Source organism: Paucibacter sp. PLA-PC-4 (genome assembly GCF_026241155.1).
Taxonomy (GTDB): domain Bacteria; phylum Pseudomonadota; class Gammaproteobacteria; order Burkholderiales; family Burkholderiaceae_C; genus Roseateles_E.
Window position 1 is genome coordinate 1 of sequence record NZ_JAPFGP010000018.1, and the last position, 15,976, is coordinate 15,976.

Sequence of the window (15,976 nt, forward strand, 5' to 3'; positions counted from 1 at the left end):
GGCTGTTCAGCCCACCATCACGCAATACGCTCCAATGGACACCTCGTGCGCGCCCAAACAAAAGCGCTCCGAGAAACTCGGAGCGCTTTGCTCTTGGCGCCCTTCGCAGCCGTTTTGACACGGACTGCGTGGGCCGCCGTTTGCTTTTGCACTTCGCGGCCGGCGCGCCGGCCTGCTGGCTATTGCACTGCCGCAGCCGTCTTCTCCGCCGCCGCATGAGCCTGCTCATCGGCATGGTAGCTGGAACGCACCATCGCGCCGACGGCCGCATGGCTGAAGCCCATCTTGTAGGCTTCTTCCTCGATCATCTTGAAGGTATCGGGGTGCACATAGCGGCGCACCGGCAGGTGGTGGCCCGAGGGAGCCAGGTATTGCCCGACGGTCAGCATGTCGATGTTGTGGGCGCGCATATCCCGCATTACCTGCAGGATCTCTTCATCGGTCTCACCCAGGCCCACCATGATGCCGCTCTTGGTCGGCACGCCGGGCACTTCCTCCTTGAAGCGCTTCAGCAGATTCAGGCTGAACTGGTAGTCCGAACCGGGTCGAGCTTCTTTGTAGAGGCGCGGCGCAGTCTCCAGGTTGTGGTTCATCACGTCCGGCGGCGCGGCCTTCAAAATATCCAGCGCACGGTCGGCGCGGCCACGGAAGTCGGGCACCAGCACCTCGATCTGGGTCGCCGGGCTCAGCTCGCGGACCTTGGTGATGCACTCGGCAAAGTGGCCGGCACCGCCGTCTCGCAGGTCGTCACGGTCGACGCTGGTGATCACCACATACTTCAGCTTCAGCGCGGCAATGGTCTTGGCCAGGTTCAGCGGCTCGTCGACATCGAGCGGATCGGGCCGGCCGTGGCCGACATCGCAGAAGGGGCAGCGACGCGTGCACTTGTCGCCCATGATCATGAAGGTGGCAGTGCCCTTGCCGAAGCACTCGCCGATATTCGGGCAGGAGGCTTCCTCGCAGACCGTGTGCAGCTTGTGCTCACGCAGGATCTGCTTGATCTCGTAGAAGCGGGTGCTGGGTGATCCGGCCTTCACGCGGATCCAGTCGGGCTTCTTCAGCATTTCGCCGACCGGCACGATCTTGATCGGAATGCGTGCGGTCTTGGCTTGGGCCTTTTGCTTCGCGGTAGCGTCGTAATCGGCGGCGTCCTGCGCCTGGTGAATCACATTCTCGGTTGCCATGGCCTTAGCTCTTGTTATCAGCGCGACAACTGGGCGGCAAGCCGCTCGCCGAAGCGCTGGGCCACCGTGGGCCAGTCCGTACAAACCCCGATTCTAGCGAGGTCGACCGTTTCGAGCCCCGCATAGCCGCAGGGATTGATGCCCAGGAAGGGCCGCAGGTCCATCGCCACATTGAGCGCGGCACCGTGGTAGGTGCAGTGTCGGCTGACCTTCAGCCCCAGCGCCGCGATCTTGCCCAGGCCCTTGAAGGGGTCCAGTGGGTCGACCGGGCCGGTCAGCGCGCCATGGGCGCCGGGGTCGTCGAGCCGCACATAGATGCCCGGCGCGCCGCCAACGCGGTGGCCGGTGACGCCGAAGCTGGCCAGCGTCTGGATCAGCGCGGCTTCCAGCCGGAACACATATTCCTTGACAAAGATGCCCAGGCGTTTCAAGTCCACCAGTGGATAGGCCACAACTTGGCCGGGGCCGTGATAGGTCACCTGGCCGCCACGATTCGTCTGCACGATCGGAATGTCGCCGGGGTTCAGCAGATGATCGGCCTTGCCAGCAAGGCCTTGCGTGTAAGTAGGTGCATGCTCACACAACCACAGCTCATCGTCGGTATCGGTGCCGCGCGCCTCGGTGAAGCCGCGCATCGCCTGCAAGGTGCTCTCGTAGTCCACCCGCCCCAGTGTTTTCACAATCATGCCCGCGATGGTAGCGCTGCCACCGTAAGGCCCCGGTGCTGCCAGGCGACTGCGCTTGATGTAGGGTTGCGTCCAGCCCTGGAGATTCACTCATGCGACTCATCGCTGCCCTGGTGCTGGCCCTGATCGGGCCGGCTTATGCAACCACCCTGGATCAGGCCCTGGACGCCTACGAGCGCGGCGAGCTGGAGACGGCAGCCAAGGGCTTCACCGAGTTGTCGCACCAGGGCCTGCCGCTGGGCGACTACAACCTGGCGATGATGCATATCCGCAGCGAATTACCGCGGCCCGACCTGCCGGAGGCAAAACGCCTGCTGGAGCGCGCAGCGTCGCAGCGACTGGTGCGGGCCCAACTGGCGCTGGGTCAATGGCATGAGCAGGGGCTGCAGGGCAAGGCCGATCTGCGCGCCGCCGCACATTGGTACGGGCTGGCGGCGGCCTCGGGCAGCGTGGACGGCCAAGTACAGCTGGCCACCGCCTATTACCTTGGCCGCGGCCTGGCCAAAAACATGGCCCAGGCCGCGCACTGGTATCGCGAGGCGGCCAAGGCCGGCGATGTCGGCGCGCAATACCTGATTGCGTCGATGTACGAGAAGGGTCTGGGGGTGAGCGCCGATCTGCGGCTGGCGCGCTACTGGTACGACATTGCCGCGCGCAATGGCGACGAAGCGGCGCCGGCCAAGCTCAAAGAACTCGATCAGCGCCTGGCCGCCAAGCCCGCTTAGTCGGTCGAGAACAGAGCTATGGTTTGCGCCGCAATGTCTAAAGAACCACCTTCACCATCGGGTGCGTGGTCAGTGTCCGATACAGCTCATCGAGCTGCTCACGGCTGGTGGCGGTGACGGTGATCGTCAGTCCGAGATAGTTGCCACCCTTGCTGGGACGCTGCTCAACGGAGGCTGCATCGAATTCGGGGTCAAAGTTCTTCGCCACCATGACGATGGCCTCGACAAAGCCCTCGACATGGGCCCCCATCACCTTGATCGGAAAGCGCGAGGGGTACTCGATCAGCGACTGCTCGGGCGGGATGTCGGGCGGGGTGAAACTCATGATTGCGGCTCTTGTCAGATCGATTGCAATTGCTTGGCGCGCTGGTAGGCCTCGTACAGGCGGGCGTAGACCGGCCCGGGCTTGCCGCGCAGCGCGCCATGACCGACCGGCTCATGGTCCAGGGTCGTCACGGGCAGCACTTCCTTGGTGGCCGAGCTGAGGATGATCTCGTCGGCGGCGAAGACCTCGGCTTCGGAGATCGGGCGCAGGTTGTAGCCGATGCCGCAATCCTCGCAGAGCTCGCGCAGCAGTTCTACGCGGATGCCCTCCAGCACCTGCTCACTCTTGGGCACGCCCAAGAGCGCACCTTCCTTGACGATCCAGACATTCGAGGAAGAGGCTTCGGTCAGGTGGCCGTCGCGGAACATGATGGTCTCCAGCGCGCCCTGGTCGGCAGAGATCTGGCGCGCCAGCACATTACCCAGCAGCGAGGTGCTCTTGATGTCACCGCGCTCCCAGCGGAAGTCACGGGCCGACAAGCAGGCCACGCCGTGATGGCGCTCCTCGGCCGACACCAGCTTGGCCGGCGCGCTGTAGGAGAAGGCGGTGGGCGCGGTGTCCTTGGGCATCACATGATTACGCGGCGCGACGCCACGGGTGATCTGCAGGTACAGCCACTGGTCGTCGGCATCGACCGACGCAATCAGCTGCCGTCCCACCGCCAGCCATTCGGCGCGGGTGAGCGGGTTCTCGATGCGCAGCTTGGAGAGGCTGCGGTCCAGCCGGTCCATATGCGAGTCAAAGCGGAACAGCCGCCGGCCATAGACCGGCACCATCTCGTAGACGCCATCGCCGAAGATGAAGCCGCGATCCATCACCGAGATCTTGGCCTCGGCCAGCGGCGTGTACTCACCATTCAAATAACAGCGGACTTCGGGCAGTGCGTGCATTGCGTTCTCCTCGGACCCATCAAGAGCTTACGCCCGAATCACTTGATCCAGAGCCGGATTGCGTCCCAGGCGCGGCCGAAGATGCCGGCCAGCGGCACCTCCTGCTGCACCACCAGCGGCACCTCGGCAACTGGCGTGCCGGCGGCGGTCATCACCTTCAGCGTGCCGACGCGCTGGCCCTTGGCCAGCGGCGCGACTAGCGGGTCGGTGCGTTCGACCTTGGTCTGCAGCTTGCCGCCCTCACCGCGCGGCACCGCAATGAAAACCGCGCCCGCCGCACCCAGCTTGGCCTCGGGTACGGCGCCCTTCCAGACCGGCACGGTAGAGACAGCCTGGTCCTTGTCAAACAGGCGCACCGCGTCATAGGCCGAGTAGCCCCAGTTCAGCAGCTTCTGGCTTTCGCTGGCGCGGGCCTGCATCGAGGCCGTGCCCATCACGACGCTGATCAGGCGGCGCTTACCGTTCGGGAACTCGCGCTGAGCGCTGGTGACCAGGCAATAGCCGGCCGCCTCGGTGTAGCCGGTCTTCAGGCCGTCGACACTGGGATCGCGGCCCAGCAGCAGATTGCGGTTGGGCTGGCGAATCTTGTTGTAGGTGTACTCGCGCTGAGAATAGTAGCCGTAGTACTCGGGGAAGTCGCGGATCAGGCTGGCGGCGATCACCGACAGATCGCGCGCGCTGCTCTTGTGGCCCGGCTCGGTCATACCGGTGACGTTCTTGAACTCGGTGTTCTTCAAGCCCCAGGCCTGGGCCTGGCGATTCATCATCGCAACGAACTGCTCGACCGTGCCGCCCACGCCCTCAGCCAGCGCCACCGATGCGTCGTTTCCCGACTGGATGATCATGCCGCGCAGCAGTTCGTCGACCTTGGGCGTCATCGTCGTGTCGATGAACATCAGCGAGGGATCGCCCTTGCGCTCGTCCCAGGCACGCTGGGACACCGTCAACGTCTGCTCCAGCGTCAGGCGCTTTTCCTTCAGCGCGCTGAAGACGATATAGGCTGTCATCAGCTTAGTCAGCGAGGCCGGGTCTTGCGGTTGGTCGGCTTCGCGCTCGGCCAGCACCTTGTTGGCAGTGACGTCGAACAGGATGAAATTGCGCGCAGCAATCTCGGGTGGCTGCGGCGCCTGGGCCAAGGTATTGAGGGCGCTGGCGGCGGCCAGCACGAAGGCAATCAATCGCTTCATCGGAACAGGGTCTCGGGGAAAGTGGCGGCTCAGGCAGGGTGCCAGCCGCGCAGAACAATGTCCTTGAGCAGCGGCAGCTGCCCATGGAAGAAATGGCCGACACCGGGCACGACGGTGACCGGTAGCGCCTGCGGCCGCGCCCAGTCGAGCACGGCAGCCAGCGGCACAACATCGTCGGCCTCGCCATGGATTACCAGGGTGTCGGCCGGCACCGGCGCAGTATCGAAACGGCTGGTGGCAGGGCCAACCAGACACAGACGCTCGGCGGAGGCCTCCAGGCGGCGCGCCGCCTGCGAGGCAACGAAGCCGCCGAAGGAGAAGCCGGCCAACGCAAGCGGCAGTGCTGCGTCGCGGGCGTGGGCGATCACGGCCAGCGCATCGTCTACCTCGCCACGCCCCTCGTCCCAGGCGCCGGCCGAGCGACCGATGCCACGGAAGTTGAAGCGCACCGCGCGGTAGCCCAGCTGCACAAAGGCACGCGCCAGCGTCTGCACCACCTTATTGTCCATCGTGCCACCCTGCGTCGGGTTCGGATGGCAGATCACCGCGACGCCGCGCAAGACCTGCCCCTCGGGCGGCAGGTCCACCGCACACTCAATCTCACCGGCCGGGCCGGTGATCAACAGCTTCTCGGTTCGCGAATTCATCGATTCAGCGCCCGACGTTGTCCGGCAGCACCAGTCGCTCAACCACCCGACCCTGCTGCAGATGCTGCTCGACGATCTCGTCGATATCGCTGGCATCGACATAGCTGTACCAGACGGCGTCCGGATAGACCACAGCCACCGGGCCGCCGGCGCAGCGGTCCAGGCAGCCGGCCTTGTTGACGCGCACGCCACCGGGGCCGGCCAGGCCCAAGGCCTTAACCCTGGACTTGCAGTGATCGAAACCGGCCTGCGCACCATGCTGGGCGCAGGCGTTATCGCCGCTGTCGCGCTGGTTCAGGCAGAAGAAGATGTGGCGCTGGAAATAGCTCATAACCAGATTGTAGGCAGTGCGGGTTTATCCCGTGCCTGATGCGCGGACTTCGCGCCGCGCCAACAGCGCCAGCAACCATGCCAGCACGCCGAATGGCCAGAGCCAGCCAACCCATTGCGCCAGGCCGTAGAAGCTGATGAATCGGCCCTGCTCCCAGGCTTGCAGGCTTTGCGCCAGATAGGGATCGGTGGGCGCCTCGCTGACCATCGCGATCAGCGCGCTGGTGACGACCAGGCCCCAGGCCGCGCAGGCACGGCGCGAGAACGCGCACAGGATGCAGGCCAGCCCCAGGCCCAGCGCCAGCCCCGGCCAGGTGCTCAGAGTCAGCCAGGCCCAAGCATGCTGGGGGCCAAAATTCAGCGCGGTCGATAAGGCCGTGCTAAGCACGCCCAGCGCGGCCGCGCCGAACACCAGGGCCAGGCGTTGCCAGCCGGGTCGTGCCACCGACAGGGCCAGCAGGCAGGGCGCCAGCAAGCCCAAAGCAATCGTGATGCCTTCGAGGCCCGGCGGCAGTGCCCGCTGCAGCGCTGGCTCGGCCAGCTCATCCCATTGCAGCGCCCAGGGCGTACCTTCCAACAGGCTGGCTGCGAGTTCCTGCAGCCGTGGCAAGACCTGGCCCAAGCCCAAAGGTACCGGCGCCGGGAACAGCAGGGCCACCGGCCAGAGTGCCAGCAAGGCCAGCGCACCAGCGCTGTGCGGCACAAACCAGTGCTCGCGCCGGCCCTGCCAACGGGTCAGGCCGCCGGCGATGTAGAGCACCAAGCCCAGCAACAGACCGACCGCCGCGCCCGCGCTATTGAGCAGCCAGTCCACCATCGAGGGCACCCGCCGCGGCAGGAAGTACTGCAGACTCTCCATGCCGAAGGAGAGCAAAGGCGGCAACAGCAGGCCCAGCAGCAGACAGCGGGGCAGCCGCAGACCGCTGCGCACGGCGGCGGCAAACACAAGCAGACCCAGCGGCATATAGCCCAGCAGATTGGCGTGAACATCGAAGCCGCCCCAGTACTTGGGCCAGGGCAGACCGATCAGCCCCCAGGCATCGACGGTCGGCGGCAGAGTCCAGGGCCAGAACGGATAGAGGCTGGCGTAGACCACCAAACCTGCATAGGCCAGGGCCAGCAGCGTGGCGGAACTGCGGCGGCGCGGCAGCGGCTGCGGCAGCCAGCGCGCCATCATCAGAAGGGCTTGACCACCACCAGGATCACGATGGCGGCAAAGATAAGGACGGAGACCTCGTTGAACACGCGGAACCAGCGATGGCTGCGCTTGTTGGCCATCTGCTCGAAGCGGCGCAGCTGAGCACGGCAGACATGGTGGTAGCCGACGGCCAACAGCACCAGGCTCAGCTTGGCATGCATCCAGCCATTGCCGGGGCCGCGGCCGATGCCGTAGTACAGCCACAGCACCAGGCCTAGTGCCAGGGCCGGGATCATCAGCAGGCTCATGAACTTGTAGAGCTTGTGCCCCATCAGCAGCAGGCGTTCGCGCTCGGCATGGCTATCGGAGGGCACCATGGCCAGGTTGACGAACAGCCTGGGCATATAAAACAGGCCGGCGAACCAGGCGGCCACGAAGACAATGTGAAAGGCTTTGATCCAGAGCATCAAGCCATCATACGGCCCGAGTCCGGCGGGCCCCTCTTGCGCGGACTGCAGAGTTGCAAGCAAAAACCGCAGAATCGGGTAGGACGAGGGGGTCCCCCCTTCCGTCCTCCAACACCACCGCACGTGCCGCTCGGCATATGGCGGTTGCTGCCTACTGGGGCAAGGTGCCCAGTGAGCTGGGTTTGGTTCCTCATGTCGCCTGGCGTGCATGGAGCATCCATCGCATCGAGACTTCTAGCCTCAACGCAGCGGTTGGCGTGGCTGCTGGCCCGTGCCAAACTCTTGCCTTGCAATGCCAGAGCGCACGCGTGACGATCCACTCATGACAGGTTCGGCCCTTCGCCGCTGCGGCTCCCAGCGGCACACTACGAGCTGTGCAGACCCCTGCCAACCCAACCCGTCGCCTTTCGACGCCGGCAAGCCCTCTCAGTCAAGCTGGCAGGACTCCCAGGGTAAGACGCGCGACCTTCACTACATACCCCCGCCGGATCGACTTGCTTGCCATCCGGATGATCTCGGGCTTCAGGTTTCTTGGCACCCTCGCCCAGACGAGCCTGCCGCATGTGCGGTTCCTGTTCGTCGGGCCACAGCTTTGCATAAAGCTTCCTTCAGAATCCACCTCGCGGCGCGCACCCTCGCAGTTCGGCTCACGGTTCCCATCATCAAGGTCCGTAGGGGACTTTCACCCCCAAGTCATCCAGCTCACCGTCACGGCGAGCTGGGCAGCGCCAGGACTGGCGCACCAAAAAAAAACCCCGGCTAAAGAGCCGGGGTTGGAAAGCCTTTTCGCTGTCATCACGTCAAGGCTCCTGCTCAGGGAGGAAAAGCAGGGGACGACCACCTTGCGGCTATCATCCGCTGGCAATTTTAACAGAGCCGTCGCAATCGCGTCTCTACGGGATGTTGCGTAGAGTGAGCAGATTGGCACACTGGCGACGCTCACCCCTCATTCTCGGAGCCTACCCTTGTCGTCCCGCGCCCTGATTCCCGCCCCCTTTCCGGCCAGCCGCCCGCGCCGTCTGCGCCGCGATGCCTTCACCCGTGAGCTGGTGCGCGAGCACCACTTGCGGACCAGTGACCTGATCCTGCCAGTATTTGTTCACGAGGGCATCGACAGGACGGAGCCGGTGAGCTCGATGCCCGGCGTCGCGCGGCTGAGCCTGGACCGGCTGCTGGGAGTGGCTGAGGAATGCGTCGCACTCGGCATTCCGGTGCTGGCCTTATTCCCGGTCATCGATGCATCGCTGAAGACGCCCGACGGCCAGGAGGCCACCAACCCCGACGGCCTGGTGCCGCGCGTCGTGCGGGCGCTCAAGCAGAACTTCCCGAAGCTGGGAGTGCTGACCGATGTGGCGCTGGACCCCTTCACGAGCCACGGCCAAGACGGTGTGCTCGATGAGTGCGGTTACATCATCAATGACCGCACGGTCGAGATCTTGGCTCGGCAGGCGCTAGTCCAGGCCCAGGCCGGCGTCGACATCGTCGCGCCCAGCGACATGATGGACGGACGCATTGGCGCGATCCGCCAGGCCTTGGAAGCAGGCGGCCTGATCCACACTCGCATCATGGCCTACAGCGCCAAGTACGCCAGCGCCTTCTACGGCCCCTTCCGCGATGCGGTGGGCTCGGCCGCTAATCTGGGCAAGGCCGACAAAAAGACCTACCAGATGGATCCGGGCAATAGCGACGAGGCCCTGCGCGAGGTGGCGTTGGACCTGGCCGAGGGCGCCGATATGGTGATGGTCAAGCCTGGCATGCCGTATCTGGACGTCGTGCGTCGCGTAAAGGACGAATTCCGTGTGCCGACCTTCGCCTACCAGGTCAGTGGCGAGTACGCAATGTTGAAGGCCGCCGCCGCCAATGGCTGGCTCGACCACGATGCAGTGATGATGGAATCGCTCCTTGCCTTCAAGCGCGCGGGCGCCGATGGCGTGTTGAGCTATTTCGCGCTGGAAGCCGCCCGTTTGCTGAAAAAGGGCTGATGCGGGTCTTCCACATCCATGGCGAGCAGTTCATCGAGCTGCAGATGCTGCCGGCGGATCTGCCGACCGAGGGTTTTGTCTGGGTTGGCTGCGCACGCCAGGAACTGCCTGAGCGAATCAGCGACCTGCAGCAACATCTGCAAGGCTGGGGCTGCGGCCCGCTGGTCGATCTGCATGTCTCCGACCTGCTGAACAGCCAGCTGCCCTCGCACTATGACTACACCTCCTGGTACGACCTGCTGGTGTTCCGTCGCCTGGCTGCGGCCGGCAAGGTGGGCGAGGCCTCTTCGGCCGCGCTGCTGAGCATAGACACCAGCCCGGTCGGCTTTGCGCTGTTCGACCGCGCACTGATCAGCATCCATCCCGACGACTGCGCGGTGCGCGAGTATTTCGCGGCCCGCATGGGCCAGCTCACACAGGCCTCGGACTTCCGTGGCTCGGCCCGCCTGCCCAGCAACACCAGCGATCTGATGCTGCGGATGGTCAACCATATGGTGGACAGCTATCTGGAGCTGCGCCGCCAGCTGACCCGGCAGTTGGTGGGCCTGCAGCAGGCCTTGATGGATCCGCGCAGCCGCTTCAGTGACTGGCAATTGCTGCTCGACGCGCGCAACAGCCTGCATCTGCTGGAAGACACTTGCGAAGATCAACGCAGCGCGATCCAGGAATGGCTGGACGCGCTAGAGGACTGGCCGATGCCGGCCGAGCCACAGGGCCAGCGCGAACGCGAGCTGCTGCGGGTGCGCTCACGCGATGTGCTGGAGCATGTGGAGCGGGTGCTCAGCCATGTGCGGCGGCTGGAGTCTTCGTCGGAATCGGCAGTGCAGATGCATTTTTCGGCGCTGAGCCACCGCACCAACGCCATCATGCGCACGCTGACCGTGCTGACCGCGATCTTTCTGCCGCTGAACCTGATCACCGGCATCTTCGGCATGAACTTCGATGCGCTGCCGCTGATCCACAACGCCAAAGGCGTGTGGATCGCCTTGGGACTGATGCTGGCGCTGGCGCTGGCGCTGGGCGCCTTTTTCTGGCGCAAGCGCTATCTGGGCACCCAGCGCTAGCGCTCAGTCCTTCAGATAGGGGTCGGCAAAGCCGAGGGAGCGCATGATCTCGCTTTCGCGCGCCTCCATACACTCGGCCTCGTCTTCCTCTTCATGGTCGTAGCCTTGTGCATGCAGCGTGCCATGCACCAGCATATGGGCATAGTGGGCGACCAGGTCCAGCCCCATATCCCGGGCCTCGCGCTCGACCACCTCGGCACAGATCACCAGGTCAGCACCGACCACTGGCTCGTGGCTGTAGTCGAAGGTCAGCACATTGGTCGCGTAGTCCTTGCTGCGGAAGTCCTTGTTGAGCTGGCGGCCCTCGTCGGCATCGACGATGCGCACCGCGATCTCTCCCGGCAGCTCCAGCGCCGCGCGTATCCAGCGGACCACCTTGTGGCGCGGCAGCAGGGCCTTGTGGCGCGGGTCGGCGAATTGCAGCGACAGACTCAGATCGGGGCGGCTCATGACTTGGCTTTCTCGTAGGCCTCGACGATGCGGGCCACCAGCGGGTGGCGCACGATGTCTTGCGAGGTGAAGCGCGTCATCGCAATGCCTTTGACTTTGGCCAGCACGCGCTCTGCATCGACCAGCCCGCTGTTGACGCCCTTGGGCAGGTCGATCTGGCTTGTGTCGCCGGTGACCACGCATTTGCTGCCAAAGCCGATGCGGGTCAGGAACATCTTCATCTGCTCGGGCGTCGTGTTCTGCGCCTCGTCGAGGATCACGAAAGCATGGTTCAAGGTGCGCCCGCGCATAAAGGCCAGCGGCGCAATTTCCAGCTGGCCTTTCTCGAAGGCCTTGCTGACACGGTCAAAACCCATCAGGTCATAGAGCGCGTCGTAGAGGGGGCGCAGATAGGGGTCGACCTTCTGCGTCAGATCGCCGGGCAGAAAGCCCAGGCGTTCGCCGGCCTCGACTGCCGGGCGGGTAAGGATGATGCGCTGCACCGTCGAGCGCTCCAGCGCATCGATCGCACAAGCCACCGCCAGAAAAGTCTTGCCGGTGCCGGCCGGGCCCAGGCCGAAGGTGATGTCATGCGCCAGAATATGGCGCAGATATTCATGCTGGCGCGGCGTGCGGCCGGCCAAGTCGGCGCGGCGGGTGCGCAGCACGATGGCATCGGCGGCGGGCGTGGCGACCGCTCCCGGTTTTGCTTTCACGACCGGCCCCAGGTCGGCAACGGCCTCGGCCAGCGCCAGCTGCAAGGTCTCGGCGGGAATCGCGCGCCGGGCGCGCTCGTACAAGGCGATCAGCAATTGCTGGCTGCGCTGGGCCGCGGCCTTCGGGCCCTCGATGCGAAACTGTTCATTGCGGCGCAAAATCTTCACGCCCAATGCGCCCTCAATCTGGCGCAGATGCTCATCCAGCATGCCGCACAGATGGGCCAGGCGGCTGTTGTCGGTCGGGGTGAAGAGCTGTCGGATGATCAAGGCGGAACTTTCGCAAGAGCTGCAGGCAAGGTGCGCATTGTCGCCGGTACATGCCCCAGGATGGCCGCGCCGCCGCCTCCTGCACAATCGCGCCCCATGCGATTCAGAACTCCATTGATATCGGGCGGCGGCGCGCTCGCACTGCTGCTGCCGGCCTGGGCCCTGGCACACCCGGACCAGGCACCTGTGGCCGCCCTCTGGCAGACGCTGCTGCCGCAGCTGCTGTGCGCGATGCTGGGGCTGATGGGACTGACCCTGGCCTTGCTGTCACGCATCCATGCACGCGAGCGGCATCTGGTCTTTCTGGCCGCCCTGATGGGGCTGTGGGTGCTGCGCTCGGCGCTGGACTGGTTGGCGCTGCCGCAGCTTGGCGGGGACCGGCGCCTGCTGGTCTCGACCGCCTTGCTGCCCTGGCTGAGCCTGTGCCTGATCCAGTTCCTGCTGCGCCCCACCGGTGGCCAGCGGCCCTGGCTGGACCTGGTCCTGCCGCTGCAGGCGGTGCTGGTGCCGCTGAGTCTGCTGCTCTTGCCGGCGCAGATGGCCCTACTGAGCCAGGCCTGGTTGGCCCTGCTGGTTCTGCAGGTGCTGGCCGCCATGGCCTGGCATCTGCGCGAGCGCCGCGACCGGGGGCTCAACACCACCGTGCTGCTCGGACTCGGTGCTATCGCGCTGCTGCTGGAGCTGGTGATGCCGTGGCGCCAGGCGGCCATCGTGCTGCCGTTGCTGCTGCTGGCGTCGGGCGTGCGGATCATCCTGAACATCGCCCATGCCCGCGTCAACGCCGAACACCTGCAGCTCGAACATGAGCAGCATGCGCAGGCCAAAGTGGCCGATATCGAGCGCAGCTTCAGCGAGATGGCCGAGCAGAAGCTGGAGCAGGTCACCGAGCGCGAGCGCAAGCGCATCGCCGCCGATCTTCATGACGATTTGGGCGCCAAACTGCTGACCATCGTGCACACCAGCGAGTCCGACCGCATCTCAACCTTGGCGCGCGAGGCGCTAGAGGAGATGCGGCTGTCCGTGCGCGGCCTGACCGGCAAGCCGGTGCAGTTGCTGGACGCTTTGGGCGACTGGCGCGCCGAGGTTGTATCGCGCCTGGGCCAGGCCAATATCCTGGCCGAGTGGAAATCACCGTCCGAGGACGTGATCCACACCTTGCAGGCACGCGCCTATGTGCAAACCACGCGCATCTTCCGCGAAGCGGTCAGCAACATCATCAAGCACAGCGGCGCCACCCATTGCGTGGTCAGCTGCACGGTGCTGGACGGCGATTTCCTGGTCGTGATCCAGGACAACGGCCAGGGGATCACGACCGAGCTGGATGGCCGGCTGGACAAGGGCCATGGCATGGCCAGCATGAAATCCCGCGCCAAGCAGATGCACGGACAGTGTCTGGTCGAGTCCGGCCCGGGCTGGGGAACCGTGATCCGCCTCACGATTCCGCTCTGAACAGCCCAAGCCAGGGATTGAGGCATTGGCTTTTGCGCCGATAAACGCTAAGTTGTCCCCCATCGGGCCACCGTCCACACCGCAAAGTACAAAACTATGAACCATATTCTTTTGCTGGAAGACATTCCGGAGATCCGCGCCTGGCTCAAAGCCCTGGTCAAGCAGATCTTCGTCAACGCCCAGATCACCGAGTGCTCGCGCGTGCAGGACGCACTGAAGCAGGTGCAGACCCAGCGCTTCACGCTGGCCCTGCTGGACCTGGGCCTGCCGGATGGTTCGGGTGTGGATGTGGTGGCGGCCCTGCGGGAGCAGCAACCGGAGGTGCAGTCGGTCATCGTCACCATCCACGACGACGATGAACACCTGTTCCCGGCCCTGCAAGCCGGCGCCTTCGGTTATCTGCTAAAAGAACAGTCACGCGAGCTATTGGCCGAGCAGTTGCAGCGCATCAGCCAGGGCGAGCCGCCCTTGTCGCCGTCGATCGCGCGCAAGGTGATCGCCTACTTCGCCGCACAGCGGCGACCCCAAGCCGCAGCCCTGTTGCACGAAGTCTCGCTGACCGACCGGGAGACCGAGGTGCTGCTGCGTGTGGCGAAGGGCTACACGCTGCCCGAGATCGGCGTGCAGCTGGGCTTGAGTCGCCACACGATTGCCGACTATGTGAAGCAGATCTATCGCAAGCTCAATGTCAGCTCGCGCGCGGAAGCGGCACTGGAGGCACAACGCCTGGGACTGTTCGGCAGGAATTGATGCCCCTGGCTCGCGGGCACGCGAGCGATCACCCCGAGGGGTGCGCGCGCTATGCGCGTTGATAATCCCTGGATGATCGGAAGACTCACAGGCGTCATCGCGGAGAAATCGCCCCCGCAAATCCTCATCGATGTGCAGGGCGTCGGCTACGAGGTCGACGTGCCGATGAGCACCTTCTACAACCTGCCTGGCCTGGGCGAGCGAGCCAGCCTGCTGACACACCTGAGCATCCGGGAGGATGCCCACGTGCTGTTCGGTTTTCTGAGCGCCGAGGAGCGCAGCACCTTCCGCCAGCTCATCAAGATCAGCGGTGTCGGCCCCAAGATGGCCTTGTCGCTGCTATCCGGCCTGTCGGTCGGCGAGCTGGCCCTGGCCGTCTCCAAGCAGGAGACCGGCCGCCTGGTCAAGGTCCCCGGCATCGGCAAGAAGACCGCCGAGCGCTTGCTGCTGGAACTCAAGGGCAAGCTCGGCCCCGATCTGTCGCTGCCGGTCAGCGTCGCCAATGACGCCCATGCCGACATCCTGCAAGCCCTGATCGCGCTGGGGTACTCCGACAAGGAAGCCGGTCTGGCGCTGAAATCGCTGCCGGCCGAGATCGGTGTCAGTGAAGGCATCAAGCTGGCGATGAAGAAACTCACATGAGCATACAGACCGACAAGTTCGGCGACGCCTTCTCGCCCACACCCCCGCGCGTGGTCAGCGCCGCCCCGAGCTCGCCCAATGAAGAGGCGATCGAGCGCGCGTTGCGGCCCAAGCTGCTGGACGACTATGTCGGCCAGACCAAGGCCCGCGAGCAGCTGGAGATCTTCATCGGCGCGGCACGCAAGCGCGACGAGGCCATGGACCATGTGCTGTTGTTTGGCCCGCCAGGCTTGGGCAAAACCACCTTGAGCCACATCATTGCGGCCGAGCTGGGCGTCAATCTGCGCCAGACTTCGGGCCCGGTGCTGGAGAAGCCCAAGGACTTGGCCGCCATCCTGACCAATCTCGAGAAGAACGATGTGCTCTTCATCGACGAGATTCACCGGCTGAGTCCGGTGGTCGAGGAAATCCTCTACCCGGCACTGGAGGACTACCAGATCGACATCATGATCGGCGAGGGCCCGGCCGCTCGCTCGATCAAGCTGGACCTGCAGCCCTTCACTCTGGTCGGCGCGACCACGCGGGCCGGCATGCTGACCAACCCGCTGCGCGACCGCTTCGGCATTGTCGCCCGGCTGGAGTTCTACACGGCCGCCGAGTTGCAGCGCATCGTGACCCGCTCTGCCGGCCTGCTGAATGCCCCGATCGACACCGAGGGCGCGCTGGAAATCGCACGCCGCTCACGCGGCACGCCGCGCATCGCGAACCGACTGCTGCGCCGCGTACGAGACTATGCCGATGTGAAAGGCGACGGCCGCATCAGCAAGAAGATCGCCGATCTGGCGTTGGCGATGCTGGATGTCGACCCGCAGGGCTTCGATCTGATGGACCGCAAGCTGTTGGAGGCGGTTGTGCATCGCTTCGACGGCGGCCCGGTCGGCCTGGACAATGTGGCCGCCGCGATCGGCGAAGAGCCCGGCACGATCGAGGATGTGATCGAGCCTTATCTGATCCAGCAGGGCTTTCTGCAGCGCACGCCGCGTGGCCGCATCGCGACCCTGGCCGCCTTCCGGCATCTGGGTGTCGCACCGCCCAAGCAGGCAGGCCAGTTGTTCGACGAATAGATCAACGTATCTCGAGCAGACGTAAAAAAAC

At 65.0% G+C, this 15,976-nt stretch carries 18 protein-coding genes; 7 read left to right on the plus strand and 11 right to left on the minus strand.

Annotated elements, in window-relative coordinates; all coding sequences use genetic code 11:
* Positions 1-179: 179 nt before the first annotated feature.
* Together lipA and lipB are read right to left on the minus strand one after the other, a co-directional pair.
* On the minus strand, positions 180-1,184 hold the full coding sequence (lipA, locus tag OOZ63_RS23150) for a lipoyl synthase (protein WP_266008000.1): 1,005 nt from the start codon (positions 1,182-1,184) through the stop codon (positions 180-182).
* Positions 1,185-1,201: 17 nt separating this feature from the next.
* Positions 1,202-1,870, minus strand: a complete 669-nt coding sequence (lipB, locus tag OOZ63_RS23155; protein ID WP_266008001.1) for a lipoyl(octanoyl) transferase LipB — start codon at positions 1,868-1,870, stop codon at positions 1,202-1,204.
* Between the two features lie 92 nt (positions 1,871-1,962).
* Between lipB and OOZ63_RS23160 the strand changes: the two genes are divergently transcribed.
* Positions 1,963-2,595: a tetratricopeptide repeat protein gene (locus OOZ63_RS23160; RefSeq protein WP_266008002.1), complete on the plus strand. Its 633-nt coding sequence runs from the start codon at positions 1,963-1,965 to the stop codon at positions 2,593-2,595.
* Positions 2,596-2,632: 37 nt separating this feature from the next.
* Here OOZ63_RS23160 and OOZ63_RS23165 read toward each other — a convergent pair whose 3' ends face one another.
* Genes OOZ63_RS23165 through OOZ63_RS23195 form a run of 7 tightly spaced genes read right to left on the minus strand, consistent with a single transcriptional unit; the run spans position 2,633 to position 7,579 of the window.
* Entirely contained in the window at positions 2,633-2,920 is a 288-nt protein-coding gene (locus OOZ63_RS23165; protein WP_266008004.1) for a DUF493 family protein, read from the minus strand.
* Between the two features lie 14 nt (positions 2,921-2,934).
* Positions 2,935-3,810, minus strand: coding sequence for a D-amino acid aminotransferase (locus OOZ63_RS23170; protein ID WP_266008005.1), 876 nt, complete (start codon positions 3,808-3,810; stop codon positions 2,935-2,937).
* 38 nt (positions 3,811-3,848) lie between these two features.
* Positions 3,849-4,997, minus strand: coding sequence for a D-alanyl-D-alanine carboxypeptidase family protein (locus OOZ63_RS23175; protein WP_266008006.1), 1,149 nt, complete (start codon positions 4,995-4,997; stop codon positions 3,849-3,851).
* 29 nt (positions 4,998-5,026) lie between these two features.
* The gene (locus tag OOZ63_RS23180) at positions 5,027-5,644 is read right to left on the minus strand and encodes an alpha/beta hydrolase (protein WP_266008007.1); all 618 of its coding nucleotides are present in this window, start codon (positions 5,642-5,644) and stop codon (positions 5,027-5,029) included.
* Between the two features lie 4 nt (positions 5,645-5,648).
* On the minus strand, positions 5,649-5,975 hold the full coding sequence (locus OOZ63_RS23185) for a (2Fe-2S) ferredoxin domain-containing protein (protein ID WP_266008008.1): 327 nt from the start codon (positions 5,973-5,975) through the stop codon (positions 5,649-5,651).
* 24 nt (positions 5,976-5,999) lie between these two features.
* Positions 6,000-7,151: a VanZ family protein gene (locus OOZ63_RS23190; RefSeq protein WP_266008009.1), complete on the minus strand. Its 1,152-nt coding sequence runs from the start codon at positions 7,149-7,151 to the stop codon at positions 6,000-6,002.
* Entirely contained in the window at positions 7,151-7,579 is a 429-nt protein-coding gene (locus tag OOZ63_RS23195; RefSeq protein WP_266008010.1) for a CopD family protein, read from the minus strand. The genes OOZ63_RS23190 and OOZ63_RS23195 overlap by 1 nt, the downstream gene beginning before the upstream one ends.
* Positions 7,580-8,544: 965 nt before the next feature.
* Between OOZ63_RS23195 and hemB the strand changes: the two genes are divergently transcribed.
* Together hemB and OOZ63_RS23205 are read left to right on the plus strand one after the other, a co-directional pair.
* Positions 8,545-9,561 carry a porphobilinogen synthase gene (gene hemB, locus OOZ63_RS23200; RefSeq protein WP_266008011.1) on the plus strand — a complete coding sequence of 339 codons (1,017 nt, stop codon included), beginning with the start codon at positions 8,545-8,547 and terminating at the stop codon, positions 9,559-9,561.
* The gene (locus OOZ63_RS23205; RefSeq protein WP_266008012.1) at positions 9,561-10,625 is read left to right on the plus strand and encodes a magnesium transporter CorA family protein; all 1,065 of its coding nucleotides are present in this window, start codon (positions 9,561-9,563) and stop codon (positions 10,623-10,625) included. The genes hemB and OOZ63_RS23205 overlap by 1 nt, the downstream gene beginning before the upstream one ends.
* Before the next feature lie 3 nt (positions 10,626-10,628).
* Here OOZ63_RS23205 and ybeY read toward each other — a convergent pair whose 3' ends face one another.
* A complete protein-coding gene (gene ybeY, locus OOZ63_RS23210) occupies positions 10,629-11,075 on the minus strand; it encodes an rRNA maturation RNase YbeY (protein ID WP_266008014.1) in 447 nt (148 codons plus the stop codon).
* Entirely contained in the window at positions 11,072-12,040 is a 969-nt protein-coding gene (locus OOZ63_RS23215) for a PhoH family protein (RefSeq protein ID WP_266008015.1), read from the minus strand. The genes ybeY and OOZ63_RS23215 overlap by 4 nt, the downstream gene beginning before the upstream one ends.
* 96 nt (positions 12,041-12,136) lie before the next feature.
* On the opposite strand from OOZ63_RS23215, the gene OOZ63_RS23220 reads away from it, so the two are divergent.
* From OOZ63_RS23220 to ruvB, 4 genes are all read left to right on the plus strand, one after another.
* Positions 12,137-13,489, plus strand: coding sequence for a sensor histidine kinase (locus OOZ63_RS23220; protein ID WP_266008016.1), 1,353 nt, complete (start codon positions 12,137-12,139; stop codon positions 13,487-13,489).
* Positions 13,490-13,585: 96 nt separating this feature from the next.
* Positions 13,586-14,239 carry a response regulator gene (locus tag OOZ63_RS23225; RefSeq protein ID WP_137944150.1) on the plus strand — a complete coding sequence of 218 codons (654 nt, stop codon included), beginning with the start codon at positions 13,586-13,588 and terminating at the stop codon, positions 14,237-14,239.
* 72 nt (positions 14,240-14,311) lie between these two features.
* Positions 14,312-14,881, plus strand: a complete 570-nt coding sequence (ruvA, locus tag OOZ63_RS23230; RefSeq protein ID WP_266008017.1) for a Holliday junction branch migration protein RuvA — start codon at positions 14,312-14,314, stop codon at positions 14,879-14,881.
* The gene (gene ruvB / locus OOZ63_RS23235) at positions 14,878-15,945 is read left to right on the plus strand and encodes a Holliday junction branch migration DNA helicase RuvB (protein ID WP_266008018.1); all 1,068 of its coding nucleotides are present in this window, start codon (positions 14,878-14,880) and stop codon (positions 15,943-15,945) included. The genes ruvA and ruvB overlap by 4 nt, the downstream gene beginning before the upstream one ends.
* Positions 15,946-15,976 lie beyond the last annotated feature (31 nt).

Bases quoted from the DNA above. Each gene is read 5' to 3' on its own strand.
- OOZ63_RS23195 (WP_266008010.1), bottom strand. From the start codon at position 7,579: ATGCTCTGGATCAAAGCCTTTCACATTGTCTTCGTGGCCGCCTGGTTC.
- OOZ63_RS23225 (WP_137944150.1), top strand. From the start codon at position 13,586: ATGAACCATATTCTTTTGCTGGAAGACATTCCGGAGATCCGCGCCTGG.
- ruvA (WP_266008017.1), top strand. From the start codon at position 14,312: ATGATCGGAAGACTCACAGGCGTCATCGCGGAGAAATCGCCCCCGCAA.
- ruvB (WP_266008018.1), top strand. From the start codon at position 14,878: ATGAGCATACAGACCGACAAGTTCGGCGACGCCTTCTCGCCCACACCC.
- OOZ63_RS23160 (WP_266008002.1), top strand. From the start codon at position 1,963: ATGCGACTCATCGCTGCCCTGGTGCTGGCCCTGATCGGGCCGGCTTAT.
- OOZ63_RS23190 (WP_266008009.1), bottom strand. From the start codon at position 7,151: ATGATGGCGCGCTGGCTGCCGCAGCCGCTGCCGCGCCGCCGCAGTTCC.
- OOZ63_RS23175 (WP_266008006.1), bottom strand. From the start codon at position 4,997: ATGAAGCGATTGATTGCCTTCGTGCTGGCCGCCGCCAGCGCCCTCAAT.
- lipB (WP_266008001.1), bottom strand. From the start codon at position 1,870: ATGATTGTGAAAACACTGGGGCGGGTGGACTACGAGAGCACCTTGCAG.
- OOZ63_RS23185 (WP_266008008.1), bottom strand. From the start codon at position 5,975: ATGAGCTATTTCCAGCGCCACATCTTCTTCTGCCTGAACCAGCGCGAC.
- ybeY (WP_266008014.1), bottom strand. From the start codon at position 11,075: ATGAGCCGCCCCGATCTGAGTCTGTCGCTGCAATTCGCCGACCCGCGC.
- lipA (WP_266008000.1), bottom strand. From the start codon at position 1,184: ATGGCAACCGAGAATGTGATTCACCAGGCGCAGGACGCCGCCGATTAC.
- OOZ63_RS23205 (WP_266008012.1), top strand. From the start codon at position 9,561: ATGCGGGTCTTCCACATCCATGGCGAGCAGTTCATCGAGCTGCAGATG.
- OOZ63_RS23170 (WP_266008005.1), bottom strand. From the start codon at position 3,810: ATGCACGCACTGCCCGAAGTCCGCTGTTATTTGAATGGTGAGTACACG.
- OOZ63_RS23220 (WP_266008016.1), top strand. From the start codon at position 12,137: ATGCGATTCAGAACTCCATTGATATCGGGCGGCGGCGCGCTCGCACTG.
- OOZ63_RS23165 (WP_266008004.1), bottom strand. From the start codon at position 2,920: ATGAGTTTCACCCCGCCCGACATCCCGCCCGAGCAGTCGCTGATCGAG.
- OOZ63_RS23180 (WP_266008007.1), bottom strand. From the start codon at position 5,644: ATGAATTCGCGAACCGAGAAGCTGTTGATCACCGGCCCGGCCGGTGAG.